General features: G+C 30.9%; 30 protein-coding genes and 1 tRNA gene. 14 read left to right on the top strand and 17 right to left on the bottom strand.

Annotation, left to right across the window (positions count from 1 at the left end; all coding sequences use genetic code 11):
• Window positions 1-53 precede the first annotated feature (53 nt).
• Window positions 54-443 carry a translation initiation factor IF-5A gene (locus ACZ5LY_RS04775; RefSeq protein ID WP_013414265.1) on the top strand — a complete coding sequence of 130 codons (390 nt, stop codon included), beginning with the start codon at window positions 54-56 and terminating at the stop codon, window positions 441-443.
• 1 nt (window position 444) lies between these two features.
• Complete coding sequence (gene speB / locus ACZ5LY_RS04770) at window positions 445-1,302, top strand: agmatinase (RefSeq protein WP_013414264.1); 858 nt, start codon at window positions 445-447, stop codon at window positions 1,300-1,302.
• 17 nt (window positions 1,303-1,319) lie between these two features.
• Here speB and hmfB read toward each other — a convergent pair whose 3' ends face one another.
• The 12 genes from hmfB to ACZ5LY_RS04710 form a co-directional block, all read right to left on the bottom strand.
• A complete protein-coding gene (gene hmfB / locus ACZ5LY_RS04765; RefSeq protein WP_281034192.1) occupies window positions 1,320-1,538 on the bottom strand; it encodes a histone HmfB in 219 nt (72 codons plus the stop codon).
• Window positions 1,539-1,735: 197 nt separating this feature from the next.
• Window positions 1,736-2,926, bottom strand: a complete 1,191-nt coding sequence (thrC, locus tag ACZ5LY_RS04760; RefSeq protein WP_048060721.1) for a threonine synthase — start codon at window positions 2,924-2,926, stop codon at window positions 1,736-1,738.
• Window positions 2,926-3,558 (bottom strand): stage II sporulation protein M, encoded by a 633-nt coding sequence (locus ACZ5LY_RS04755; RefSeq protein ID WP_464577163.1) that lies wholly within the window; start codon window positions 3,556-3,558, stop codon window positions 2,926-2,928. Before ACZ5LY_RS04755 ends, thrC begins: the two co-directional genes overlap by 1 nt.
• Complete coding sequence (locus ACZ5LY_RS04750) at window positions 3,548-4,648, bottom strand: tryptophan--tRNA ligase (protein ID WP_013414260.1); 1,101 nt, start codon at window positions 4,646-4,648, stop codon at window positions 3,548-3,550. Before ACZ5LY_RS04750 ends, ACZ5LY_RS04755 begins: the two co-directional genes overlap by 11 nt.
• A 9-nt stretch (window positions 4,649-4,657) precedes the next feature.
• Window positions 4,658-5,164, bottom strand: coding sequence for a tRNA-intron lyase (endA, locus tag ACZ5LY_RS04745; RefSeq protein WP_013414259.1), 507 nt, complete (start codon window positions 5,162-5,164; stop codon window positions 4,658-4,660).
• 44 nt (window positions 5,165-5,208) lie between these two features.
• Window positions 5,209-5,793 carry a 6-phospho-3-hexuloisomerase gene (gene hxlB / locus ACZ5LY_RS04740; RefSeq protein ID WP_464577160.1) on the bottom strand — a complete coding sequence of 195 codons (585 nt, stop codon included), beginning with the start codon at window positions 5,791-5,793 and terminating at the stop codon, window positions 5,209-5,211.
• Complete coding sequence (npdG, locus tag ACZ5LY_RS04735) at window positions 5,784-6,458, bottom strand: NADPH-dependent F420 reductase (protein WP_013414257.1); 675 nt, start codon at window positions 6,456-6,458, stop codon at window positions 5,784-5,786. The genes hxlB and npdG overlap by 10 nt, the downstream gene beginning before the upstream one ends.
• 9 nt (window positions 6,459-6,467) lie before the next feature.
• Complete coding sequence (locus ACZ5LY_RS04730) at window positions 6,468-7,220, bottom strand: sugar phosphate isomerase/epimerase family protein (RefSeq protein ID WP_464577158.1); 753 nt, start codon at window positions 7,218-7,220, stop codon at window positions 6,468-6,470.
• A gap of 9 nt (window positions 7,221-7,229) precedes the next feature.
• Entirely contained in the window at window positions 7,230-9,047 is a 1,818-nt protein-coding gene (locus tag ACZ5LY_RS04725; protein ID WP_013414255.1) for a PINc/VapC family ATPase, read from the bottom strand.
• A complete protein-coding gene (hisI, locus tag ACZ5LY_RS04720; protein ID WP_013414254.1) occupies window positions 9,031-9,432 on the bottom strand; it encodes a phosphoribosyl-AMP cyclohydrolase in 402 nt (133 codons plus the stop codon). Before hisI ends, ACZ5LY_RS04725 begins: the two co-directional genes overlap by 17 nt.
• Complete coding sequence (gene hisS / locus ACZ5LY_RS04715; protein ID WP_464577155.1) at window positions 9,429-10,700, bottom strand: histidine--tRNA ligase; 1,272 nt, start codon at window positions 10,698-10,700, stop codon at window positions 9,429-9,431. The genes hisI and hisS overlap by 4 nt, the downstream gene beginning before the upstream one ends.
• 12 nt (window positions 10,701-10,712) lie before the next feature.
• The gene (locus ACZ5LY_RS04710; RefSeq protein ID WP_013414252.1) at window positions 10,713-11,375 is read right to left on the bottom strand and encodes an RNA ligase partner protein; all 663 of its coding nucleotides are present in this window, start codon (window positions 11,373-11,375) and stop codon (window positions 10,713-10,715) included.
• A gap of 349 nt (window positions 11,376-11,724) precedes the next feature.
• Between ACZ5LY_RS04710 and ACZ5LY_RS04705 the strand changes: the two genes are divergently transcribed.
• From ACZ5LY_RS04705 to mtnA, 5 genes are all read left to right on the top strand, one after another.
• Window positions 11,725-11,796: transfer RNA gene (locus ACZ5LY_RS04705), tRNA-Gln, on the top strand.
• Between the two features lie 50 nt (window positions 11,797-11,846).
• On the top strand, window positions 11,847-13,259 hold the full coding sequence (locus tag ACZ5LY_RS04700; protein WP_464577153.1) for a DNA-directed DNA polymerase II small subunit: 1,413 nt from the start codon (window positions 11,847-11,849) through the stop codon (window positions 13,257-13,259).
• A gap of 85 nt (window positions 13,260-13,344) precedes the next feature.
• Entirely contained in the window at window positions 13,345-13,848 is a 504-nt protein-coding gene (locus ACZ5LY_RS04695; protein ID WP_013414250.1) for a hypothetical protein, read from the top strand.
• Between the two features lie 13 nt (window positions 13,849-13,861).
• On the top strand, window positions 13,862-14,911 hold the full coding sequence (gene cobJ / locus ACZ5LY_RS04690) for a precorrin-3B C(17)-methyltransferase (RefSeq protein WP_013414249.1): 1,050 nt from the start codon (window positions 13,862-13,864) through the stop codon (window positions 14,909-14,911).
• Window positions 14,912-14,933: 22 nt separating this feature from the next.
• Window positions 14,934-15,863, top strand: coding sequence for an S-methyl-5-thioribose-1-phosphate isomerase (gene mtnA, locus ACZ5LY_RS04685; protein WP_464577150.1), 930 nt, complete (start codon window positions 14,934-14,936; stop codon window positions 15,861-15,863).
• Here mtnA and ACZ5LY_RS04680 read toward each other — a convergent pair.
• The 3 genes from ACZ5LY_RS04680 to ACZ5LY_RS04670 are packed head-to-tail and all read right to left on the bottom strand — an operon-like array spanning window position 15,858 to window position 18,260.
• The gene (locus tag ACZ5LY_RS04680) at window positions 15,858-16,850 is read right to left on the bottom strand and encodes a class I SAM-dependent methyltransferase (protein WP_464577148.1); all 993 of its coding nucleotides are present in this window, start codon (window positions 16,848-16,850) and stop codon (window positions 15,858-15,860) included. The two genes, mtnA and ACZ5LY_RS04680, sit on opposite strands and share 6 nt — an antisense overlap.
• A gap of 1 nt (window position 16,851) precedes the next feature.
• The gene (locus ACZ5LY_RS04675) at window positions 16,852-17,706 is read right to left on the bottom strand and encodes a radical SAM protein (RefSeq protein WP_013414246.1); all 855 of its coding nucleotides are present in this window, start codon (window positions 17,704-17,706) and stop codon (window positions 16,852-16,854) included.
• 2 nt (window positions 17,707-17,708) lie between these two features.
• The gene (locus ACZ5LY_RS04670; protein ID WP_013414245.1) at window positions 17,709-18,260 is read right to left on the bottom strand and encodes a methanogenesis marker 17 protein; all 552 of its coding nucleotides are present in this window, start codon (window positions 18,258-18,260) and stop codon (window positions 17,709-17,711) included.
• 227 nt (window positions 18,261-18,487) lie between these two features.
• Between ACZ5LY_RS04670 and ACZ5LY_RS04665 the strand changes: the two genes are divergently transcribed.
• From ACZ5LY_RS04665 to ACZ5LY_RS04645, 5 genes are read left to right on the top strand one after another with little or no spacing between them, the layout of a single operon-like run.
• Complete coding sequence (locus ACZ5LY_RS04665; protein WP_464577145.1) at window positions 18,488-19,024, top strand: hypothetical protein; 537 nt, start codon at window positions 18,488-18,490, stop codon at window positions 19,022-19,024.
• 11 nt (window positions 19,025-19,035) lie between these two features.
• On the top strand, window positions 19,036-19,551 hold the full coding sequence (locus tag ACZ5LY_RS04660; protein ID WP_013414243.1) for a PsbP-related protein: 516 nt from the start codon (window positions 19,036-19,038) through the stop codon (window positions 19,549-19,551).
• A gap of 39 nt (window positions 19,552-19,590) precedes the next feature.
• The gene (locus ACZ5LY_RS04655) at window positions 19,591-20,088 is read left to right on the top strand and encodes a transcription elongation factor NusA (RefSeq protein WP_013414242.1); all 498 of its coding nucleotides are present in this window, start codon (window positions 19,591-19,593) and stop codon (window positions 20,086-20,088) included.
• Window positions 20,085-21,242, top strand: coding sequence for a bifunctional phosphopantothenoylcysteine decarboxylase/phosphopantothenate--cysteine ligase CoaBC (gene coaBC / locus ACZ5LY_RS04650; protein ID WP_464577142.1), 1,158 nt, complete (start codon window positions 20,085-20,087; stop codon window positions 21,240-21,242). Before ACZ5LY_RS04655 ends, coaBC begins: the two co-directional genes overlap by 4 nt.
• Entirely contained in the window at window positions 21,232-22,125 is an 894-nt protein-coding gene (locus ACZ5LY_RS04645) for a TIGR00269 family protein (RefSeq protein WP_464577140.1), read from the top strand. Before coaBC ends, ACZ5LY_RS04645 begins: the two co-directional genes overlap by 11 nt.
• On the opposite strand, the gene ACZ5LY_RS04640 is transcribed toward ACZ5LY_RS04645, so the two are convergent.
• A complete protein-coding gene (locus ACZ5LY_RS04640) occupies window positions 22,112-23,089 on the bottom strand; it encodes an AI-2E family transporter (RefSeq protein ID WP_013414239.1) in 978 nt (325 codons plus the stop codon). The genes ACZ5LY_RS04645 and ACZ5LY_RS04640 overlap by 14 nt on opposite strands.
• A 21-nt stretch (window positions 23,090-23,110) precedes the next feature.
• Complete coding sequence (locus ACZ5LY_RS04635; RefSeq protein WP_013414238.1) at window positions 23,111-23,896, bottom strand: dihydroorotate dehydrogenase electron transfer subunit; 786 nt, start codon at window positions 23,894-23,896, stop codon at window positions 23,111-23,113.
• Window positions 23,897-24,204: 308 nt separating this feature from the next.
• Between ACZ5LY_RS04635 and ACZ5LY_RS04630 the strand changes: the two genes are divergently transcribed.
• Window positions 24,205-24,315 (top strand): helix-turn-helix domain-containing protein, encoded by a 111-nt coding sequence (locus ACZ5LY_RS04630; protein WP_464577997.1) that lies wholly within the window; start codon window positions 24,205-24,207, stop codon window positions 24,313-24,315.
• A 137-nt stretch (window positions 24,316-24,452) separates the two neighbouring features.
• Window positions 24,453-25,166: a 1-(5-phosphoribosyl)-5-[(5-phosphoribosylamino)methylideneamino]imidazole-4-carboxamide isomerase gene (gene hisA / locus ACZ5LY_RS04625; protein WP_464577137.1), complete on the top strand. Its 714-nt coding sequence runs from the start codon at window positions 24,453-24,455 to the stop codon at window positions 25,164-25,166.

The raw sequence follows: 25,166 nt of genomic DNA, 5'->3' as shown, positions 1-25,166 counted from the left end.
TATATTGTTTGTATGTAAAGATTTATGAGGTTTCAATATAAGGAGGGATAATCATGGCAAAAAAAGTAGTTGAAGTTAGAACATTGAAAAAAGGTAAGTATGTGGTAATAGATGGTGAACCTTCAAAGATTGTAGGAGTAACAACTTCTTCACCAGGTAAGCATGGATCTGCAAAGATGCGTATAGAAGCAATTGGCATTTTTGATGGACAAAAAAGAAGTATTGTAAAACCTGTGGATAGTAAAATAGAAGTACCTGTGATTAATAAGAAGGTGGGCCAAGTTTTAGCAATTATGGGTGATACTGTACAATTGATGGACTTAGAAACATATGACACATTTGAAGTTCCTATACCTGAGGAGTTAAAAGATAAATTAACTGAAGGTGCAGAAGTTGAATATTTAGAAGCAATGGGTAAAACAAAACTTTTAAGAGTTAAATAATATGGGTCTAAAATTTGCATATTCTAAGGACCCTTCCTCCCTTAAATACCTTTCTAATAAAAAAGTTTTTGGATTGTTAGGAGTACCTTTTGATAGCACATCCACATATAAGCCAGGGTCAAGATTTGGACCATTGATGATTCGTCAAGCATCCTACAATTTTGAAAACTATAGTTTACACTATAGAAAAAAACTAGATGTTCCTATCATTGATTTAGGTGATATTGAGGTAATTCTAGGTGACTTTAAAAATACTTGTCGTAATATTTCTGAAAAAGTTCAAGAAGTTTTAAAAAAAGGAATGATTCCTATTGTCCTTGGTGGAGAACATAGCATAACATATGGTGTTGTGAAAACATTTGATCTAAGTGATGTAACTATTCTACACTTTGATGCACATATGGATATGGCAAATACTTATGCTGGTAAAAAGTTTTCGCATGCAACAGTCATGCGACGAATATATGAATTACATCCGAAGAAAATTGTCCAAATTGGTGTAAGATCTTGTACAAAAGAAGAACATGAATTTGTTCTTAATGAAAATATCAAATACTATACATCAAGAGACATAATTGAAAAATTTAACATGGTTTTAAATGAAATAAATAAATTAGATGGACCATTCTATGTAACAGTGGATATAGATGTATTAGATCCTGGTTATGCTCCAGGTGTTGGAAATCCAACGCCTGTAGGTATCACTCCCTACCATATGGAAAAATTCATTGAAAAAATAGCTAGAAAAAAAATTATTGGCATTGACATTGTTGAAGTTGCAACAGATAGAATAGGCGACCCCGCAGCGATGAATGCAGCAAAAATTTTGTATGATTTTTTATTTGCAATAAAAATATAAAAGGAAAAAGAAAAATATTATTTCTTAAATCTTCGAACTGCTAGTTCAATGTCCTCTGCTTTTATTGTTTTCCTTCCGGCGTGTCTTGCTAGTTTTATAGCTTCTGAAGCAATGTCTCTACCCATTTCTTCTAAAATTTTTGCTAGAGTTATTCTTGCATCATCACTGACTCTTTCGGCACCTGCATCTTTTATAATTCTACCAATTGGTGCTATTGGTAATTCCATACTTACCACCTCTTTATTCTTACGAAAGAATATTATCAAATTTATCCTATATAAATTTATTGTTTGCATCGTCGATGTTTTATTTTGATGGTGGTTGTGAAATTCTTATTAACCATAAAAAGTTTATATTGTGCTTTGATAGCCATATAAATGGATAATATAGATATTGTATCAAAGGCGTTTTTTTATAGAATAAAATTTTCTATTTATCCAATAATCTTTTTTAGTAAATTAAAATCTGGTTCTACTTCTAAAGGCTTTTTACAAGCATTTATAGCAATTTTTGGATCTTTTAGAAGATGCCCTGTCAATACGCATACAACTCTTTCTCCATGATCTAAATAGCCATCATCTATTAATTTGATTAGTCCTGCAATACTTGCAGCTGATGCTGGCTCAACACCTATACCTTCTTTTTTTGCTAATAGTCTTTGAGCCTTAAGTATTTCTTCATCACTGACGCTTAGGGCAGTTCCATTGGATTCATATATTGCTCTCAAAGCTTTAGGATAATTAACTGGAGAACCTATCCTTATAGCTGTTGCAACTGTTTCAGGATTTTTTACAGGCTTTATATCAAGTTTTTGTTTCTTTACAGCTTCAACTATTGGTGAAGCTCCTTCAGCCTGTATTCCAATCATGCATGGTTTCTCATCTATGAAATCAGATTCATAAAATTCCTTTATTCCTTTCCATATCGCTGAAATGTTTCCTGCATTTCCAACAGGTAAGATGATGTGGTCTGGAGATTCCCAATTCAGTTCTTCCAATATTTCAAATGCGATTGTCTTTTGTCCTTCTAATCTAAAAGGATTTACAGAATTTAGTAGATATAAATATCCACCAAGAGCAAACTTTGTGACAATCTCTAATGCCTTATCAAAATTATCCTTAATTGATAACACCTGGGCTCCATGAAACATGGCTTGAGCTAATTTTCCCAAAGCAACTTTCCCTGCTGGTAAAAATACTATACATCTAAGACCAGCTCTTGCTGCATATGCAGCTAAAGATGCGGAAGTATTACCAGTTGAGGCACATCCAACTGTGTCAACATTAAATTCAAGAGCTTTTGTAACTCCTACACTCATACCTCTATCTTTAAAACTACCTGTTGGGTTTGAACCCTCTACCTTAACATATAAATCAACTTTAAGATCTTTTGACAAATTATTACATTTTATAAATGGAGTACCTCCTTCATTAAGTGATACTTTTTTAGATTCATCTACAGGTAAAAATTCTTTGTATCTCCACATATTCCACTTTCTGCCTTCAAATATTTTCTTTGATACCTCTGTTTCCATCAAGACTTCTAGTACTGACCCGCATTCATTACAAGTGTATATGATTTCATCTGCAGGGTATTCTTTTCCGCATACTACACATCTCATAATCATATTATTCCCTTCAAATATTCGTAAATTAAAAGCGTTGCATTGGCCTCAATTAAGGCTGCAATAAATAAAAGTACAACTGAGATTCCAAAAAGCAATAATGACTCTTCAAATTCTTCATAATTTAATTTAAAATAATAACTAATCTTTTCTATCTTACTTCCATACCATTCTCCAAAAAGTAAATCAGAGATATAGTTAAAAATAAAAGAAGTTAGTCTAAACCCTGCTGCCCCTGCTATAATTATTGCAGGTACTTCAAATACCCCATGAGGAAGTACTAAAATTATGAAATCCATTAATGGATATTTACTAGCGGTATATCCAATAAATAATCCATTAAAAATTAAAGAAACCACTGTAACTATAGCAATTATTCCACCTAAATATAATACTATCGCTATTTGTAAATTATGTAAAAATATAGACAAAACCGTTAGTTTTAATTCTCCTTTTACTATTTCTTTCTTAAATTCTTTAAGCACATATCCTAAATATGGATCTAAAGTTCCTGAAAAAATATATCCGATGAAAAGAGGAATAAAAAATAATAATGCTGAAATAATTAACAATGATTCATTATTTCTATACAGTGCTTCTAAAGTGCTTTCATAACCTTCCTTACGTACCATTAGACTCCTCCAAAACTCTTGCAGCTTTTTCCACCATTTTTTCTCTCTTTTTTCCAATATCAATAATCAATTTTTTCATATGTTCAGCTACTATTTTTTTACATTCACCACAAATTATTTCACCATTTTTACATTTTTCATAAATATCTTTTACTTTTTTATCATCTTCAACATGATAAATTAAGATCTCATATACAACACAATCTTTTGGAGATCCTCCGTATTTTCTTTGATCTTCGAGTGTTTCTCTTCCTCCAGTTTTTGCTTGCATAATTTTATTTTCAACAACTTTAGGAGGATCTGTTAAAAATATAGCATCGTTTGGTTTACTACTTGACATTTTGCCTCCTGTTATACCACTCATAAATTTATGGTAAGTTGATGAAGGCAAGATAAATGAATATTCTTTTTTAAATCTACTTGCTAAATCCCTGGAGAGTCTTATGTGAGGGTCTTGATCAGGTCCAACAGGGACCAAAACTGGTTTTGGACCTCCAAATTCATCTAGTTGTGGATGAAGGATATCTGCAGCTTGAATAATCGGTATATATGTCTGTGCGATACTTGTTGACTCATCAAATCCATATATAGCCCTTAATTCGCTGAAATTAACTTTTTTACTCAATATATATGCTAGATCTTCAACTACCAAATTTTCAGATTGTAAATAAACATTTATTGAATCTTTGGTTATATCTAATCCTAATGCAAGATAATTTGCCAAATATTCCTCTATTGCTATTTTTTTAGATTCTTCAAAACTTTTATTTCTAGTAGAATATGCTTCCATATCAGCTATAGGTATAAATATTTCCGCACCCTTTTTTTCGTACCATATTAATTGGTCTATTATCATTTTATGTCCTATATGCATTTTGCCACTTGGCATCATCCCAGTTACGATTGCAAAATCTTCTTTATTTTTCATTGCTTTTAATATCTTATTATAATCTCTTTGCCCGAAAATTACACCTCTTCTCATTAACCAATGAGGATCTTTTATTTCACCTATAACTTCTTTAAAAGGCCTTACACCAAACTTTTCAATGATTTTATGATTTAGACTTTCTGAGCTCCATGGGTCAATCAAATAGACACCTCAAGGTCTTATCCATTCAATTTTGTAATAGCTGATATCTTCTTCTTCATCTACTACTGCCATAATTAATTTTTTTCTCACACTATGTGCAACTCTTACTTGGCTTACAATATCTTTAACATTAAATATGTCATCTTCTGTCACTACTCTAACAAGATATTTGGAATGTCCTTTACCAGGTGCTTTACCACGTTCATATAAACGAAATTCAGAACCATATTTAAGTCCAGTTTTGACTATATATCCTCTATTCCTTAAATCTCTAAACACTAAATATTTCTGATATAAATTATGTCTCCTCAAAATATTTTTCATTTCTTCTAGAGAAATCTTCTCATTACCTCTATACACATTAATCCTTTTATTTTCTAACAAATAAGTAGCTTCTATTAATGATAATTTGAAAGTATTTCCATCTAGAATTCCATAATGACTTTTGTTATGAAGTCTGAGGGCACGGGGATTCACATCTGATACAACACTGTCTCTAATTAATTGACATCGCATGATAACACCTGGAAGTTATGTAATGTAACAATGTTAGTTATTAGTTAATAGAAGGTTTCGTGTCTTTTTCTAAGATCTTCTTCCTTTTTACCGAGAATTGTCATAAGTTCTGCAATAACACCATCTAAAAATAGCTGTGCTGTATCTTCAAATAGAGTTCCTAAAGGCATTAAGTCACCATATTCTCCTTTTAGAGATTCAGATGTGTAATCTTTCCAAGCTTTTTTACTTTTTGTAGGTATAACTACCTTAATATCTGCTATTCTCCACAATGTTGAATTTTGCGTTGAAGTAATACCTATCACACAGGCTCCTATTTTTTTAGAAGTTTCGGCTGCTATTGTAACTGTTTTTGTTTCACCAGAACCTGAAATTGCAATTAAACAATCTTTATCTCTGATTGCCGGTGTTGTAACTTCACCAACCACATGAACATTAAATCCAAGATGCATTAATCTCATTGCAAAAGCTTTTCCAACTAATTCTGATCTGCCAGTACCTACAACAAATATTCTATCTGAATTTCTTATTTCTTTGATCATCTTCTTAATTTCTTTTTCATTTATCTTTTCAATTGCGTTTATGGCATTTTTTACAATTTCTTTGACAGTTTTCATTACTATTTCCATTTTTTCAAACCTGTTATTCTTATTCCTGCATTATTAATGTTATTTCTGATGTTAAGAGTTATTAATAGAGGTGTTATTTTTTCAATTATTTTTGAATTTTCTAATGGGCCACAATCTATTGCTCTTACTCCAGGTATTTTTTCAGCAAGTTCCATAACAATTTTTTTTGCATTTTCATCATCGCCAGCTACTAAACAATCGCATTCAACATCATTCTCTATGTCTTGTAAACTGTGGGCACTTATATTATTGAATGCTGTTACTATTTTAACATTTTTATCTTTAAGTACTCTAGATGTTCTTTCGGCTGCTGAACCATCCCATAATTCAACGTATTTACCACCGGACCCTCCTATTGAAGATTCTAATGGCACTGTAGCATCCACAAGTATTTTACCATCAAGAACATCTTTTATATTTTCTATAGTTGTTAGCTGTGCATGAAGTGGAACTGTTAATATCACTATATCAGCTTCTTTTGCTGCTTCTTTATTTTCCATTCCTTCTATATCTGCATTCTCCACAATATTAAGGATTTTTGAACAAGCTTTTTTAGCCCTTTCTCGACTTCTTGACCCAATGATTATTTTTTCTCCAGCCTTTGCCAGCCTTAGTGCCAGTCCAAAACCTTGATCACCGGTTCCACCAATAATTGCAATTTTCATCTCTATCACTTATAAAATCTTTTTTGCTTTCAAATATTCTATACTTTTTAATAATTCTTCCTTTGTTTTTATTTCTATTGTAATTGTATCAGAATAATTTTTCAATTTCTTTTTAAACAACTTTGTGAAATTTATATTTCCCTCTCCCAAAGCATCATGCGTATCATAAGAACCATCATTATCTGAAATATGTATATGGATAACAGAGTCATCAATTTTCAATTTTTCTACATCTAAACCCATAGTATTAGCGTGGCCAACATCCAAAGTTGTATAGATTCCTAAATCATTAACAATCTTATATACTTCATTTAGATCCTTACATAAACATTCTTCAAGATTAGGCATGTTTTCTAAACATATCTTTACACCTAAATTTTCAGCATGGTCCCTAATTTCTCTCAATGCATCTATATTGTATTTCTCTATTTTATTTATGAATTTTTTTCCAAGTACAGGAACAATTCCTGGATGTATTACTATTTTTTCAGAATTTATTTTTGATGCTAATGTTATCGAAGATTTTATTTCTTCTATAGATGCTCTTCTCATGGCATGATTATGTGAGGCTATATTTATATCAGATATTGGTGCATGTATCACTACATCTAAAAAATATGATTCAAAAATTTCATAATTTAAATCATCAAAAGGATATTCATTTATTATTTCACAATAATCCATACCTAAATTTTCAACAAAATCCAAAATTTTTTCTATAGGAGAAGGATACAAAGCTAAAGTAGAAACTCCAAATTTCATAATTAACACCTAATCTCTTGGTTTTGCTGTGATAGGTAAATTAGTTTCTATAGCCTTCTCTATAACCTTTGCTAAATCTATATCTCTTCTAACCTTTATTGTACCTCTTTTACCCACTGTAGCTGTAAACAAGTACTCATTATCAACAAATATATCATAAGACTTGCCAACATCTTCAGTTCCAAAGTTCAATACTATATGATTATCATTGACATCTACTGTAATTTCTTTTTCTTTCTTTTTCTCTACCAGTGGTTCAACGCTTATACTTATACCCAGCTTTTCCTCTATTTTTTCGATGGTTCTTCCTTTTTTACCAATTATTTGAGGTATGTATTTTTCATTGACCCAAACTTTAGCTCTGTTATCAGATTCCATTTTTACTTTAACATCTACATGAGGAAAACGCTTTTTAAACTCTCTTTCAATTTCTTTCTCAGCTAATGTTCTAACAGGTGCTTTCTTAGGTGCGGAAATTTTTGATACATCCATAACAACAGTTTGTTCACCATATGTATATATCTCATACACCAATTCATTTGTTTCAAAATCTCTTACCTCTATTACAGGTCTTGCCAAATCTTCTTCAGTCATGCCTGTTGGAACTTTAACTGTTAATGAAATATCATAAACGGTTTCTACTTTTCCATCTTTTATGAATATCGTGGTGTCAATAATTGAAGGTATCATTCCAAGTTCTACACGACCAATAACTCTCTGAATGGCATCAATAGGCCTTGTAGCATGTACAACTCCAATCATTCCTACTCCTGCAAGTCTCATATCTGCAAATATCTTAAAATCTTTGGTTTTTCGCATCTCATCATAAATTGTAAAGTCTGGTCTCACTAAAAGTAATATATCTGCAGTTTTCTGCATGTCTCTTTCTAGTGGAGCATATTGAGTAATTTCATCGCTAACTTGTAAATCACGTGGAGATTCCATCGTTTTAACAACAGAATTCATTTCTTCTTTATAAAATTCTGCTATTGCTTGAGCAAACGTACTCTTACCCGCACCAGGTGGACCTGCAATTAATATACCCCTTGCAACATCCTTTAAACGTTTTATAAGTTTGTTTGGTAACTTATAATCCTCTAAAGAAACTTTTGCAACAGGTCTTACAGCCGTAATTTCATAAGCCTCAGAGAATGGAGGACGTGCTATAGAAATTCTATATTCTCTAAACTGGACAACTGTAGCCCCCTCTCTTTCAATTTCAATAAAGCTTTTTAAATCACTTTTTGCAGCTTCAATTATCTCTCTAGCCATTTTAGATAATTCTGACCTATTTAGAGGTTTTGACCCAATTTTAACAAGTTTTATATTACCTATTTTACCTTTTTTTGCCATAGGAACAACGTTTTCTTTAAGATGAACTGACATTGTGTTTTCATCAAAATATTTCATTATCTCCAACTTTTTATAATCTAGAACCTGTGGTTTAATGTAAATAACTTCTAGACCTTGTGCTTCAGCAACTTTTGCCTGAACTCTGTCACTAGTTACAAGAATTCCATTGTGTTTTTTTGCTATATCACGAATCATGGCATCTATTTCTCCACCTCTTGACAAAGTAATTTCCTCTAATGATGGTCTTTTTCCAGCAAACGTTAGAGAAATTTCACCTTTTTTATGTAATTTCTGAAGATTTTTAAGTTCCTCGAGACCATTAAATCCACTTTCTCTACCTCTATTTGCTTGGTATTCTAGTTCTGATACTACAGCTGCGGGAACTATTACTTTAGATCCTTTAAATTTCTTTTTTTGCACTATTTCTGTAATTCGTCCATCAACGATAACACTAGTATCAGGCACTATTCTCATTCTTTGTACCTCCATAGACTTCTTTAGGATCGAACAATTGTTTCTCCACACTTTTCATTTTCATATTATTCATATCTATTTTACGATAAAAACAAGAGTAATGTCCTGTATGACATGCTCCTCCCTTCTGTTCTACTTTGAGTAACACGGCATCTCTATCACAATCTACATACATCTCTCTAACTTTTTGTATATTGCCAGATGTTTCTCCCTTCATCCATACTTTTTTTCTAGAGGTACTCCAGTAATGAGCTTTTTTTGTTTTCAGTGTTTTCTCAAATGCTTCTTTGTTCATGTATGCGGTCATTAAAACCTTATTTGTTTTAAAATCCTGAGCTATTGCAATTACTAATTTTTCACCATTTATTTCATGTCTAAAATTCAAAATTTTTTGAGCCCCCTTCTTAAATAATCAGATAAGTCATCAATTTGAACTTCTTTTTGTTCACCACTTTCCATGTCTTTAACAGTTACTCTTTTTTGTTTTAATTCTTTTTTACCAACAATTATTGTGTATTTAACTCCCAAATGATCTGCATATGAAAGTAATTTTCCTAATTTGCGTCGGGACAAGTCTACATCTGCTGATATTCCGGATTTTCTAATTTTTTGTGCAATTTTGAAAGCTGCTTCTCTTGTTTCATCTGATACTGGAGCTACGAAAACATCTGCGAAAGAAAATTTTTCTGTTTTATTTCCAACTGCCTCAACTAATCTATCAAACCCAAATGCAAAACCTGTTGATTCTACTTTTTCACCGCCAAATAATTCAATTAGATTGTATGTTCCTCCACCACATATCTGAGTTTTTGAAATATATATTTCAAATACTATACCTGTATAATAGTCAAGACCTCTTGCAATGCCTGGATCCATAAGGTAATTTTTCACGCCAAAAACTTCCAATAAACTTTCTAAATTTTTTAATTCTTGTATAGCCTCGACAGATCTCCTGTACCCCACAATATCTAAAATTTCATCTAATATTTTAGAATCCCCTCTCATTTCAATTAATGAAAATAAAAGTTCTTGAAGTTCACTAGGAAATGATATCTCATTTAAATATCTAGATAACTCCTCTTTATCTCCTTTATCAATCAAAGTCATTATATGATCCTGCTTTTCACCTTTAACACCATTTTCTTCAAGCATTCCTCTTACTATGCCCATATGTCCTATATGTATTTTAAAATTCTTAAGTCCAAGTTCCTTAAGACAATCATATGCCAAGGCAATCGTTTCAGCCTCTGCTTCAGGTGATTTTCCACCTATCAATTCGCATCCAAACTGCCAAAACTGCCTAAATCTTCCTGCTTGAGGTCTTTCATAACGGAAACAACTACCAAAATAATACATTTTTATTGGTTTTGGAAATCTTTGTAATTTATTTACATAAAGACGTGCTATAGGCGCTGTTAATTCAGGCCTTAGTGCTAAATTTCTACCACCTTTATCTTTAAAGTGGTACATTTGTTCTTTTATTTCTTCTCCAGATTTAATTGTGAAAAGTTTTAAATGCTCAAAAATTGGTGTCTTAATTTCACGATACCCATATCTTTCAAACACATTGCGTAATTTCATTTCTACATTTTTTCTTAATTCCATGTCTTCAAATAGAAAGTCCCTAGTCCCTCTAGGTTTTCTTAATTCCATGCATGTCCCCCATCATCTATAATACTTTAGATATTCTTGAATCATTTTTGGAAAAGATGTAGCATCAAGAAATCTTAACCCTAATCTTTCCCCCCATGATTTAATTCCTGTATCAGCTGCTACAACACCTGCATCTAACTCTTTAGCCAATAAAAGTACATCCAAATCTGGAGCACTATCAAGTGTCCCCTTTCTTAACGCTGATCTATATTTTTTTCTAAATTCTCTTATTGCTTCTCCAATTGTATTAACCTCTATTTTTTGTCTTTCATGTCCTCTTGATTTCATGACTAGAGATTCTGTTGCAGCTTCCCAAATCATCTCCTCAGCAATTTTCATGCCTTTATTAATTCTTTCTCTCATGTCTCTCACATATTCATAGAATATTTGAGAAGGTATTTTGGTTTCATAACGATTAGGCGTTTTTTTGACAATCCATGTATCTAATCTTGTTTTAATTTCTTCTGGACAATCATATAGGGATATATAATCTATTAATTCTTTATATGTAACTGGAGGCATGTGACAACTTATATTAAGCTTTGTTCTAGCTTTAGCAATTAAATCTACCATATTTTCTATTGTTTTAGTTAAATCACCATCGCCAAGTTTATTTCTCAATTCAACATCTGTAAATGCACTAGTATCTAATACAAATCGTTGTTTTATTAACAAACGATCACCATGAATTTTTTATTTTATCAAACTATAAATTTATTAATTTTGGGTTATAAATTTCTGTTGGATAACACACAACATTTAGGGAAAACAATTTTGTAAAATTAGTTGAGTTAATTTTTCATAACCAAAATTATTTATCTGACAGTTTAAAGTCATTGATTTAAGTCAAACTTAGAGAGTTATAAGTTATAACTTATAAGTTATAAGTGAAACTCATTTTTATAAAAGTTTTGAGAGATCTTCTAAAAATTTTTTGTAGTAAAGGCTTTAATTTACAATCTACCTCACCGTAAAATTTATTAATAAGATTTATATCATAATTTTACTGACTGATATTTCATATAGTCCCGTGGGGTAGTGGTAATCCTGCCGGGCTTTGGACCCGGTGACGGCGGTTCGACTCCGCCCGGGACTATTACTTTTTTTGAAAATTAATTTTAATTATCATGAGGAGTTCTAGAAAACATGGGATCTAATTTATTAGAAGAATTAAGTAAGAATGATATATTGATTACTCCAGAGGCTTATGAAAAACTCAAAGATCTAGATAATAGTGATAAAGAAATAATTTCTAAACTGAAAGATTATGTTGAAAGAAATTTAGAATTTCCATTGATAACTAATGAAATTGTAGAAGAGGTATTTATAGAGAAAAAACCTCAAGTTCCTAAAATAAAAATTAAGAAAAAGAGAAGCAAACTGGAGATAATAAAGAATATTGAAAGTCTAAATTCTGATGGAGATATCAAAAATTTACTTAATTATTTTCACAATAGATATGAAAAGTTGAGAGGGTTACTAGAAAAAAGACTTGGTAAAATTGTAGACATAAAAGATATTGGTGACAATGAAGTAAAAATAGCTGGAATTGTAAATGAAGTTAGGACAACCAAAAAAAATCATAAAATTATTGAACTGGAAGATAAAACTGGTAAATGTATAGTATTTGTAAATAAAGATGGGGATTTGTTTAAAAAAACTGAAAATATAGTGCAAGATGAAGTAATAGGCGTCATAGGCAAAAAAAATGGAAGATTTGTCACTGCTTCAGAGATTATACAACCAGGAATTCCCAGAATCGAAGAAAAAAATTCAAATTGTACAATACTCTTTCTTTCGGATTTACACATAGGTAGTTCTAAATTTCTTGAAAATTCCTTTGAAAAACTAATATCATGGATAAATGAAGGGGGAAATATAGCTGGAGAAATTGAATATATTATAATTGCTGGAGACATTGTTGACGGTGTAGGTATATATCCGGGGCAAGAAAAAGAACTGGCAATAAAAGATATCGAAGGACAATATGAGGAAGCTGCACGCTTATTAGGAGAGATAAGGAAGGATATAAAAATAATAATAGCTCCTGGAAACCACGATGCCTCAAGAATTGCAGAACCTCAACAACCCCTAGAAAAAGAATATGCTAAAGCCTTATATGATCTACCAAATGCAGAATTTGTTAGCAATCCTTCTATTATATGTATTGATGGGTTAAAAATTATGATATATCATGGTAGAAGTTTTGACGATATGGCAATATCAGCTAATTTTTCACATGATAAACCTGCTGAAATAATGGTAGAATTACTTGAAAAAAGACATTTGGCACCAATATATGGACTTAGAACTCCAATAGCTCCAGAACCAGAAGATCATCTTGTGATTGATACTATTCCAGATATTTTCCATGCTGGACATGTACATATAAATGACTATAAAAAATATAAAGGTATACATTTAATAAATTCAGGTACTTTTCAGGAACAGACAGAATTCCAGAAAATACATAATATAAGACCAACTCCTGGTCAAGTGCCAGTTTTACACAACTCAAAAATTAAAGTACTTTCTGTTGAAAAACTTCCTGCAACATAAAGCAAAAATATATTTGCTAATTAATTATTAGCTTAAAAATTATTATAGCCTAGATTATCTTTGAAAAGTGTTAAAGGTGATAAGCTTGTCAGTTTTAAGGACAGTGTTCTTAGCGATAATATTCATAATTTTTTTCGAATTAGGGATAATCGTATCTTACACCTTTGTTACTTCCCAAACTCCAGATATAAATAATTTAATAAATATGCAACTGAACATGCTAAAGCCTCTTCATGGAATAAAAGAAAAAATAGCCAATGTATTACGTGGACCTCCTGAAAATTATGTTGTAGAAAACAAAATTGAACTCATTAATGCACTACGAAGTGCTGCAAAGGTAGATGGAATAGATACAAATACAATGATTGTTGTAGGATATGGAGCCAAAATAGGAAAAAATGTAGATTTAAATATTACCGCCACAGGTTTTAAGGAAAACATGACTAATGTAGGTGGAGAAATAATAATTAAACCTGGTGAAAAATTCCTAATTAAAGCTTCTGCAAAAGGCAAGGTTATTGAAGACAAGAAAGTTCGAATAGATGTTGCCACTCTTAAAATAATTTCCATAACAAAATTATCGTCATAGATAGGTGATATTGTTGATAAGAATTGTTGGTATAGGGCCTAGTAGGGAAGATATAACTTTGCGTGCTTTGAAAGCTTTAAAAAAATCTGATGTAGTTATAGGATATAAAAAATATATTGAAATGATAAAGGATTTAGTTAAAGGTAAAGAAGTGATAGTTAAAGGAATGGGTGATGAAATAGAGAGGGCTGAATTAGCAATACAAAAACATTATGAAGGTAAAGATGTAGCACTTATTAGTTCTGGTGATCCTGGTGTATATGGAATGGCAAACGTCCTTTTTCAATTAATAGGAAAATATTCAGACCTTGAAATAGAAGTAATTCCAGGTGTTACAGCTGCAACTTATGCTGCATCTAAGGTTGGTGCACCTCTACATGATTTTGCTGTAATAAGTCTTAGTGACATACTTACACCCGTATATGAAATAAAAGAAAAAATTAAACATGCAGCTAAATCCCACATGATTATAGTTCTTTACAATCCTTCAAGCAAAAAAAGAAAAAAATTGTTTTTTGAAGTTTGTGATTTGCTTCTCAAATATTTAAAACCAGATACACCAGTAGGAATTGTTAGAAATGAAAAAAAGAAAATTACTAAGCTTGAAAATTTAAAAAATGAAAAAATAGACATGTCAACAACTGTAATTATTGGAAATAAACTAACATACATAGAAAATAATTACATGATAACTCCTAGAGGCTATGTTATTAAACAACCAATTAATGAATTGGCACGTGATTACTACAAAAGATACCTTGAAGGAAAAATTCAGAAAGGTCCTAATCTAGAATGTGAATATTATCCATGTCATTTCCCATACCAAAATTGTATGTTTTGTTTCTGTCCTTTTTATCCCTGTGGTGACCAATCAACTGGTGGATATTGGATTAAAAAAAAGAAAGTATGGAGTTGTGAAAATTGTTTCTGGATCCACAAAGATGAAGTTGTTGAATGTATCCATAAAAAGATTAGAAAAATTGTTAAAAAACCTGAAGACTTTGAAAAGAAGAAAAAAGAATTATTAAAGTTAAGAAGAGAATGCTTGTTAAAGCATTCTTAACTACTAATAGAGGAAAGATAACATGAAAACAATCATTTGGGAAGATAACAAACTCCTACTTTTAGATCAAAGAAAGTTGCCTGACGAGGTTACCTATTTTGAATGTAAAAATCATAAAGATGTCGTTTATGCAATAAAAAATATGGTTGTTAGAGGTGCTCCAGCTATTGGTGTTGCAGCTGCATTTGGAGTTGCATTAGCACAAATAAATGGAGAAGATATAAATAAGGCCGCCAAAGAAATAAAAAATACTCGCCCAACAGCTATAAATTTGTTTTGGGCTGTAGATAGGGTTGTAAATTCTGATTCTCCTATAGATGAAGCCCTGAAAATTTATAAAGAAGATGTGGAGACAAACAAAAAAATTGGGAAACACGGTTCTAAATTAATAGAAGATGGAGATGTTATTTTAACACATTGTAATGCTGGAGCACTTGCATGTGTAGATTATGGTACAGCATTAGGGGTTATTAGGGCTGCAAAAGAAGAAGGAAAAAATATTGAGGTTATATGTACTGAGACACGCCCACTAGGTCAAGGAGCTAGATTAAGTACTTGGGAAATGCAGCAAGAGGGAATTAATGTAAAACTTATTGTAGATAGTGCAGCTGGATATTTAATGCAAAAGAAGTATATAGATAAAGTTATAATTGGTGCAGACAGAGTTGCCAAAGGAGGGGTAATCAACAAAATTGGTTCTTTAATGATTGCCCTTTCAGCCAACAGATATAATGTTCCATTTTATGTTGCAGCACCCACAAGTACCTTTGATGAAGAATCAAATGTAAATGAAATTGAAATTGAAGAAAGGGATCCTAAAGAAGTTCTATATTATGGAAAATGTAGGATTGCACCAAAAAATGTAGATGTTATCAATCCTGCCTTTGACATTGTCCCCAGTGATCTCATAACCAAAATAATCACAGAGAAAGGATTGGTTGACCCTCTATAATATCTTTGCATCTATTGCTATATGCCATACTCCTGGGCTTTTTGATTTTACCTTTCTTTTATTGAGAATTTTGACGTTCGGTGCATATTCTTTAATCCTATTAATAGGAGTATCAAAATTTTTTGAAAATTCATAATAATGTATTACTCCACCTTTTTTTAAAAATTTCAATGCCACATCTAAAAATTCGTGAGCTTTAGCAGGTAAATTCATAATTATACGATCATATTTTATCTTCAAATCCTCAAGGACTTCCCTAGTATCTCCTTGAATTGGAATTATCTCATAAGCTTTGTTTAATTTTATATTTTTCTTAAGATAATGGATTGCATCAGGATTTATATCTATTGCATATATTTTTTTTGCTTTCTTTTTTCTTGCAATAGCAAGAGAAAAAGGACCGACACCTGCAAAAGCATCTACTACAACTTCACCATCTTTAACTTGACTAGCAACTCTTTCCCTTTCTGTTGCTAATCTCGGACTAAAATAAACTTTCTTTACATCCAGCATTATTCTTGTGCCATATTCTTGATGTATGGTTTCCGATATTTTTTCTCCGGCAAGATGTTCAAGATCTCTTATTCTCTTAATTCCTTTTATTTTACTTTTTTTCATGTAAACAGCTTTTCTTTTTGTAAATTCTAACACTGCCTTACCAATTAATTTTTTATATTTTTCTAATTCTTCAGGAACCTCAATAATGACAATATCACCTATTATGTCAAAAGATTTTTTTATTTTTTTAATTTCTTCTTTTTTGAGCTTACCCTCTAATAAATCAATGAAAGATCTTGGCTCTTTTTTTATTTTCTCAAACTCAATATCAACTATTTCATAATTTAAATTTCCTGGTATCTTTTTTATAGGTATATATACAAAATTGTCATCTCTCTTTATTTTGTAATCCTTAGATATCAATGATTTTTTACGTAATTTTTTTATCACTTTTTGAGCGTCTTTTTTATGCACTTTAATTCCAAACATGCTAATAATGACTCCATGGTGTCATTCCTAAATGTTTATCTTTACCTCCTGGAATTCCATATGCATCTGCACGACATTGACTACATGCTCTAAAAACAGGTATTATTTTTTCAGCTTCTTTTCTAGCCTTTTCTAACTCTTCACAAGTAGGTCTTCTATAATTTGACATTTTACCTAAGGGTATGAGTGGAATTATATTCATCATTGAAGCTCCTTTTTTCTTAACAGTTTTAGCAATTTTGACAATCTCTTTATCATTTAGCCCAGGAATAAGCACAGTATTGACCTTCACACATATTTTATCAGATACTTTCTCTATTCCTTCAAGTTGATTTTTTAATAATATTTTAAAAGCTTTTTCTCCAGTATATTTCTTCCCATGATAAAAAACATATGAATATATCTTTTTTCCAATTTTGGGATCAATGGCATTTATAGTTACAGTGATTGTATTGATTCCTAATTTTTTTAATTCCTCACTCTTTTCAGGTAGTAGCAATCCATTTGTACTCAAACATTTTATAAGATTAGGAAACTTTTTTTTAGCCTTTTTAAAAAATTCGAAGGTTTCTGGATTTGCTAGTGGATCTCCAGGACCAGCAACGCCTATTACAGATATTTTCATTTTTTTAGTAACTTTTTCTACATGTTTTATGGCTTCATCAACTGTCATTATCCTAGACGTTACACCAGGTCTAATCTTACATTTACTTTTTTCTCTTACACAAAAATTGCAATGGATGTTACATTTGGGAGCTATTGGGAGATGAATCCTCCCAACCTTATCATGCAATTTTTCATTAAAACAAGGATGTACTTTAGTAAAATGAGCAAATCTAGTTTGACGCGGTGTCATGTTTATCTCCTCATCTCCTCAATCATGGCTTTTCCTTTCTTTATCCATTCTTCTTTAAGCGTTGTATCACTACAAACCATTCCTATTAACTCGTCAGTAGATATATTTTCAATAACTCTAAATCCTTCAGGTATTATTCTAAAAATTGCATCATAAATTTTCATTCTCAATATTTCAGCAGGGTCTCGGACTATAAATTTTTTAGGATCAATTTCTGCATCTTCAATTATTATCTCAAATCTGCTTGGCTGACTGACTTTCTCATCCATGCCTAATTCTCGTAATTTTCTTAATAAATCTGGTAAGTATGTTTCATTTTCAACATTTATGTAAAGATTAGGGCCCTTGTATTCCCAACTACATATATCATCAAGATACACAGGTCCTGGTGTCTTCTCAGGTTCTACTATTATAATAAAAACAGGTTCTCTGGGATCCATGAATATCCTCAAATTTCTTATGGCATGAATTAATTGTAAATCTTGAATTGTCTGTCTAACAATGAGATCATATGCCTCAACACCTTTTTTATCATAACATTCAATCTTAATCATTAAATGTATGCCCTCCAAAAATATTTGAGATTTTTATGTGAATTATTCTCTAAAAAACTTTTTGTTTTATTAGTGAAGTTATGATAAAATTTTATATTATTGAGACAAAATATTATATTGCATTACAATACTACCTACAAAATTTTTTGAATATAATTTATGAAGCCTTAGGGCTCAATTTTTTATAAAAAATTTAATTTTATTATTATTTCAAAATCCCGAAGGGGATGGTAGGTATTAGCAAAAGGGACTTAGAAAAAAAATTAGAAAAATTAGAAAAGGATTTTAAGGAAGGTAAAATTTCTGAAGATGTTTATAGGAATCTCAAAAATAAGTACACTAGTGATTTGAAGGCTTTAAAGATTCTAGATCGTTTAGAACAAATGAAAAGTCCTAAGAAAGAAAAACCAAAAGTTGAAAAAAGAAAAAAAGAGCTTAAGGAAAGCTACTTGGATTACAAAGATAAAGGAAGTAAAATAAAAAGTTCAATATTAGTTACAATCTTACTTGCATTTGCAATAGGAAGTGCATTTGGTTTATATGTTTTAAAATTTTCACCACATACACCGGTTGTATTTGTAAATGAAACAGCCTTTCCACAAAGTATTAGTAATGCAACAAATGTCACACAGAATTTCACTGCCAATGAAACCCAGGGATATGTAAGCTATCAACATCCAACTATTAGTTACCAGCCTGCAAGTTATCAACAGCCTACTCCATCTGAAAGCCATCCAACTCCAAGTCAAAATATTAGTGGATAGGAGGGAAACAGTTGAGAAAAATTGTATTATTCATATTACTACTTTCCATTGTCTTTATACTTGGTTATGCATATACATTAAACACAGATAGAAATGTCTTTTCAAAAGATAATATATCTTTTGAATATCCAAAAGATTGGGTAGTTGCAACACCAAAAAATCCTGATGTCATATGTGCAGTTGCAGATCCAAAATCTGTGAATAGTTCTGGCTTTGCAACCGTATCAGTTGTTATACAAAAAAAGAAATTAAATAAGAGTTTATACGATACTTATCAGGAGACTTACACAGCACTTTTCAGTGATCCGAGGTATCAAAAAATATCAGAGAGTAACGTAACTTTCAACGGCTATCAGGCAATAGAATGCATATACCTGGTCAGTGACGGACAAGAAAAAATCCAGAGAGCTGTATGGATACCTCATGGAGACGAAGCTTATATAGTTTTGTGTACAGCCCCTCCAAATAAATTTAAAGAAGAAAAACTAAATTTTGACATTGTTATTAGTACATTTAAAATCTCTTAGATTTCTTAAATTTGAAAAATTATAGGAGGTGATTATATAATGGGATTACCAATATGTGATGTATGTTTGAAAAGTGGGATTTTGTGTCAAGGTTGTGAAGAAAAACTTAGGAAAGGAGAGGTGAGCAAACTAGAGTATGAAATATCAAAGATTCTCTATAGGATCGGCAAAGGAAAAATTGGATTTAAAAAAGCAATAGACATGGGAGATGTAGTAGTCATAATTACAAAAAAAGATGAAGTTGGAAAATTAATTGGTAAAGGTGGTAAAATCGTTAAAAGAATAGCAAGAGCTATTGGAAAAAAGGTTAGAGTTGTTGGTGAAAATAAAGATTTAAGATCTGTAGCAGAGGATGTTTTAGCTCCTGCAACAATTTCTGGCATAAATATTGTTTACACTGTTGATGGAAAGAAAAAATTTAAAATAAGGGTTGCAAAAGAAGATAGCTCTAGGATTCCGGGAGATCTAAATAATTTAAATGAAATAATACAAAAATTAACTGGTAAAAAAACTACAATAGTTGTTGATGAAGCATGAGCATGATAGTTTTGTGTGTTACTGGAAGTATAGCTGCAATAGAATCTGTTAAATTAGCTAGGGAGCTGAAAAGGCAAGGTTTTGATGTTAAGTGCTTTATGAGCGACGATGCATGCAAAATTATACATCCTTATGCAATGGAATTTGCAACCAAAAAGAAGGTTGTACTTGAGCTAACAGGTAAGGTAGAACATGTTAAGTATGCTGAAGCAGAGGCTATAGTTGTTGCCCCTGCTACTGCAAATATTATATCTAAATTTGCATGTAAGATAGCTGATAATCCCATTAATACATTATTATTAGCTGCTTGTGGTGCTAATACACCTATAATTTTTGTTCCAGCGATGAATGAACATATGTATAAGGCAATAAAAGACAAAATAGAAGAAATTGATAAAAAATATGAAAATGTAACTTTTGTAGATCCAAAAATTGAGGATGGGAAAGCAAAATTCCCAGATATTGAAGATATTGTTTTGAATGTATTTAGAAAAATATCTCCAAGAATTCTAGAGGGTAAAAGAGTACTTATAACAGCTGGAGGTACTTATGAACCTATAGATCCCATACGTGGTATATCTAATTTAAGCTCTGGAAAGATGGGTGTAGAGCTTGCTAAGGAAGCTTTTATACAAGGTGCAGATGTAACCTTATTGATTGGAAGAATTGAAGAAATAATACCCAAATCTATAAATAAAATTAAAGCATTGTCAACAGAGGAGATGTTAGATAAGATAAAGGATATTGTAAGAGATTACGATGTATTTATCTCTGTTGGAGCAATATCTGATTTTAAACCTTATAAATATTATGAGAAGAAAATCTCATCTTCAAAACCTATTGAATTAAAACTCATACCAAATCCCAAAGTAATAAATGAAGTAAAAAAAATAAATCCAAATATTTATCTTGTTGGTTTTAAAGCCGAATACAATGTTACAAAAGAAGAATTGATAAATTCAGCGAAAAAATTAAAAAGAGAATCCAATGCAGACATGGTTGTTGCCAATGATGTTTCAAAAAATGGATTTGGATCATCGAAAATTGAAGCAACAATAATAAATAAGGATATAGAGGAATTTCCACTGATGGAAAAAAGTAAATTAGCAAAAATTATCATTGAAAAAATTGGGAAGGAATTAAATGAAGTGTAAATTTTGTAACAAAGAAGCTGAAGTAACTATAAGATATCCACGTATGCATCTTTGTGAAAATCATTTCAAAGAATATTGTGAAAATAGAGTTAAAAATGTAATAGATAAACATAGATTAATAGAAAAGGATGAAAAATTGTTAGTTGCAGTTAGTGGTGGTAAAGATTCCTTAGTGTTAGCATACATACTAAACAAACTGGGATATGAATTTGAAGGTCTACATATAGATTTAGGAATAGAGGATTATTCCGAAATGTGTAAAAAATCCTCCAAGAAAATATTTAGTGAAATTGGTTTACCATTACATATTGTAAAAATAAAAAAATTGCTTGGAAGAGGTATTGGTGAAGTAAAAACAAGGAGACCTGTTTGTTCATATTGTGGTCTAACAAAGAGATATATTATGAATAAATTTGCATATGATAATGGATTTACTGCTGTAGCTACTGGACATAACTTAGATGATGAAAGTGCCTTTGTTTTTTCAAATATTTTACATTGGAATATTGATTATCTATCAAAACAAGGTCCATTACTTGAAGCAGAAGATAAGTTTGTTAAAAAAATTAAGCCTCTGTATGAGTTACGTGATAAAGAAATATCATTATATGCATCTTTTGCTAAAATTGAGCATGTAACTAAAAAATGTAAATATGCAAGAGGAGCTACATCAATCAAATACAAAAAATTTTTAGATATTTTGGAAAAAGATAATCCAGGAATAAAGTTAAATTTTATTCGTGGATTTTTAAGAAATAGAAAAATCTTTAAGAAAAAAGACTTTGAATTAAGAGAATGTGAAATATGTGGAATGCCTTCACAAGGCAAAAGATGTGCATTTTGTAGATTTTGGAGATTAAAAGAACCTCTCATGTTTCAATAGATTTATATGTCTTTATGATAGTGTGAGTTGTACAGAGAATTAATGGACCTAAAATAAATCCTGCTATCCCCCAAATCATTGGGCCACCAATAAAACCTACTAAAAATAACATCGGATGAATCTCTGCATACTTACCTCCTAATTCTGTCCTCAAATAAACATCTAAAAATCCTAAACTTTTCCCAAAAACTATTATTGCAACCCCTCTAATAACATTGCCATGAATTATATCATATATTCCAAGAGAAAGATAGACAGGCCAAGGTCCTATAACTGGTATAACTGTTGTAAACATTGTTATAACGCCTAGAATAGCAGGAAATGGATATCCAAGTATATAATATGCCATAGTAGCAAATATACCTACTATTAATGCAGCAAGAAAATGTCCATAAAATATTGCTCTTATGGTAACTTCAATTTCTCTAAGCATTTTATTGAAGAGTTTTACTTTATTTTTAGGTAATATTGAACGTATATATTGTATCAATTTTGTTCCATCTCGTGCCAAATAAAATGTTGACATAATAAACACAAGTAGATGTATTGACAAAGTTGGTAGGGAACGTACCAGCTCTAATAGATAAACAAATACAAATTCTACAACCCTATGGGTTAAATCTGTTATTATATCTGTAGGTACTTTAAATGGTATGTATTTCATTATGCTGTGAACATTTACAACTTTAATAAGAGAAGGTAAAGCATTTAGAAGCGAATAAAAAAGAAATAATAAAACAAATAATATTGGCAAAACTATAGTTATCATTCCAATCGTTATGGAGAGTGATTTATATTTAACCTTTTTCTCAAATTTTTTTGAAATCAAATTTGTTCCATAAGCAAAAACAGCGCTTAAAATTAAAGTCGTGAATAAAGGATAAAGTACAATGAATGATAAGATAACTAGAATTATAGTTAAAAATGGAACCGATGTCATTACTTTACCCAAATCAGCTTTCACAATCAATCCTCCGCATTTTTATCAAAATTTTTTTGGAATTCCTTTAGAATTTCTTTTGTAGACTCCAAACTCTTCTATCATTTTTAACTCATAATCCCAAAAAACAGGGCCTTCAACACATACTCTCCAACCAGTTTTATCAACACAACATTGGCCACAAATTCCACAGCCACACTTCATATATCTTTCCAATGAAAATTGTGTGGGAATATCTAATATTTCAAATAATTTTTTCATCATTAATTCAGGACCACATACAACAGCCATATCATATTGATTTTCATTGAGTTTATTAGAAATAAATTCTGTTACTAAACCTTTAAATCCATAACTACCATCTTCAGTACATGGAAATATTTTTGCACCAGATTTTTTAATTCTTTTTAAAAATAATAATTCATCTTTAGTTTTTGCAGCCACAACAGCATCTACCTTGACATCTCTTTTTCTTGCTTCTTCAATTAAAGGTACAATCGGTGCCATTCCAATTCCGCCGCCGATTGCAAGTATTTTTTCACCGATTATTTTGAAACTGCGGCCATATGGTCCTCTCAAGCCAAGCATGTCACCTGGAGTTAATTTATGTACTTCAGATGTAAATTCTCCTACTTTTTTTATTGAAATACCTATTTTTCTCTCCACATGATCTATGAAAGAAACAGACATAGGTTTTTCATCTTTAAAATTCCATACCATCATAAACTGCCCAGGTTGTGGCATTTTTCCATTCCATTTAAAAATAAAGGTTTTTACGTCTTTAGATTCCCTTATCACTTCATCTATTTTCAATACTTTAGGTGTATGCATAACTTACCTCCAAAAAAGATTTCTTGTAAGATAATGTTAAACATTCATAATATATGGAAGATACGTAAGTGTGTGAAAAGTTATCAAGATCTTAAAGCATTTTGGTTGAATTTTAATGGAGCTTTTGTGGAAACCAAAAAACTTGATAGGAGAAAACAGATTTCCACTCTATCAGGGATGAAAAAATAGGAAAAGTATTTATATAGATGAAGTACAAAACTAACACTTGTTCTAAAAAAATATACACAACTCTTCTTTTACTTCCTCTTTCTCTCTCAAAAAAATACCCTATAAATTAATAAAACTATATATTAATCCATTACTTTTTTCATGAATATACCTATAAGTTCAGGCTTTATCCAAGTGAAGAACAAGAAGATAAGCTATTGGAAACTTTAGAGATTTGTAGGTGTTTATAATTATTTTCTAACATAAAGTCTATATTATGTAGAGTATTGTTGAAGAGTGGAGTAGCTCTGACTGCCTATTTAGGAGAATGCTCTACTTAGGACTATACTTTTTTGATGAAGCTGGAAGTTCCACAGGAGGTAACTCAATGATAATAATCCCTGCAGTAGATATTAAAGAAGGAAAGTGTGTACAGTTGGTACAAGGGAAACCTGGAAGTGAACAAGTGGTAATAGACGATCCAGTGTATGTATCTAAAATGTGGGAAAAGAAAGGTGCAAAATTGTTACATATTGTAGATTTAGATGGAGCATTTGGAACTGGAAATAATTTAAAAATTGTGAAAAAAATATTGAACACAGTTTCCATTCCAATTCAATTTGGTGGTGGTATTAGAACAAAAAAATATGCCGAAAAATTATTGAATTTGGGAATAAAAAGAATAATATTAGGAACTATAGCCATTAAAAAACCTAAAATTGTGGAAAAACTTGTAAATATTTATGGTAGTGAAAGAATAATGGTGGCTCTAGACAGTAAAAGTTCTAAAGTCGTTGTTGAAGGTTGGACCAAAACCACAACCAAAAATCCAATAGAACTTGCCAAATTATTCCAAAAAATAGGTGTTGGAAGTATACTATATACAAATGTAGATGTAGAAGGTTTGATGAGTGGTATAGAAACAAAAATCGTTAAAAAATTGGTTAAATCTGTAAATATTCCAATAGTATATTCAGGAGGAGTTAGCTCAATAGAAGATATTAAAAAATTAAAAAATATTGGTGTTTATGGCGTTGTAATTGGTTCTGCACTATATAAAGGTAAAATAAACTTAAAGGAGGTTCTAGAATACGAAAAATAG

This window comes from Methanothermus sociabilis (assembly GCF_055392295.1).
The sequence above is the reverse complement of the archived record's forward strand: the minus strand, read 5'-3'. Positions and strand labels throughout refer to the sequence as shown.

Bases quoted from the DNA above. Each gene is read 5' to 3' on its own strand.
- ACZ5LY_RS04675 (WP_013414246.1), bottom strand. From the start codon at position 17,706: ATGACACCGCGTCAAACTAGATTTGCTCATTTTACTAAAGTACATCCT.
- endA (WP_013414259.1), bottom strand. From the start codon at position 5,164: ATGCGATGTCAATTAATTAGAGACAGTGTTGTATCAGATGTGAATCCC.
- ACZ5LY_RS04725 (WP_013414255.1), bottom strand. From the start codon at position 9,047: ATGAGAATAGTGCCTGATACTAGTGTTATCGTTGATGGACGAATTACA.
- ACZ5LY_RS04730 (WP_464577158.1), bottom strand. From the start codon at position 7,220: ATGAAATTTGGAGTTTCTACTTTAGCTTTGTATCCTTCTCCTATAGAA.
- hxlB (WP_464577160.1), bottom strand. From the start codon at position 5,793: ATGGAAATAGTAATGAAAACTGTCAAAGAAATTGTAAAAAATGCCATA.
- ACZ5LY_RS04645 (WP_464577140.1), top strand. From the start codon at position 21,232: ATGAAGTGTAAATTTTGTAACAAAGAAGCTGAAGTAACTATAAGATAT.
- speB (WP_013414264.1), top strand. From the start codon at position 445: ATGGGTCTAAAATTTGCATATTCTAAGGACCCTTCCTCCCTTAAATAC.
- ACZ5LY_RS04655 (WP_013414242.1), top strand. From the start codon at position 19,591: ATGGGATTACCAATATGTGATGTATGTTTGAAAAGTGGGATTTTGTGT.
- ACZ5LY_RS04665 (WP_464577145.1), top strand. From the start codon at position 18,488: ATGGTAGGTATTAGCAAAAGGGACTTAGAAAAAAAATTAGAAAAATTA.
- ACZ5LY_RS04635 (WP_013414238.1), bottom strand. From the start codon at position 23,896: ATGCATACACCTAAAGTATTGAAAATAGATGAAGTGATAAGGGAATCT.
- mtnA (WP_464577150.1), top strand. From the start codon at position 14,934: ATGAAAACAATCATTTGGGAAGATAACAAACTCCTACTTTTAGATCAA.
- ACZ5LY_RS04700 (WP_464577153.1), top strand. From the start codon at position 11,847: ATGGGATCTAATTTATTAGAAGAATTAAGTAAGAATGATATATTGATT.
- npdG (WP_013414257.1), bottom strand. From the start codon at position 6,458: ATGAAAATTGCAATTATTGGTGGAACCGGTGATCAAGGTTTTGGACTG.
- ACZ5LY_RS04775 (WP_013414265.1), top strand. From the start codon at position 54: ATGGCAAAAAAAGTAGTTGAAGTTAGAACATTGAAAAAAGGTAAGTAT.
- ACZ5LY_RS04680 (WP_464577148.1), bottom strand. From the start codon at position 16,850: ATGTTTGGAATTAAAGTGCATAAAAAAGACGCTCAAAAAGTGATAAAA.
- hisS (WP_464577155.1), bottom strand. From the start codon at position 10,700: ATGGAATTAAGAAAACCTAGAGGGACTAGGGACTTTCTATTTGAAGAC.
- ACZ5LY_RS04755 (WP_464577163.1), bottom strand. From the start codon at position 3,558: ATGGTACGTAAGGAAGGTTATGAAAGCACTTTAGAAGCACTGTATAGA.
- ACZ5LY_RS04670 (WP_013414245.1), bottom strand. From the start codon at position 18,260: ATGATTAAGATTGAATGTTATGATAAAAAAGGTGTTGAGGCATATGAT.
- hisA (WP_464577137.1), top strand. From the start codon at position 24,453: ATGATAATAATCCCTGCAGTAGATATTAAAGAAGGAAAGTGTGTACAG.
- coaBC (WP_464577142.1), top strand. From the start codon at position 20,085: ATGAGCATGATAGTTTTGTGTGTTACTGGAAGTATAGCTGCAATAGAA.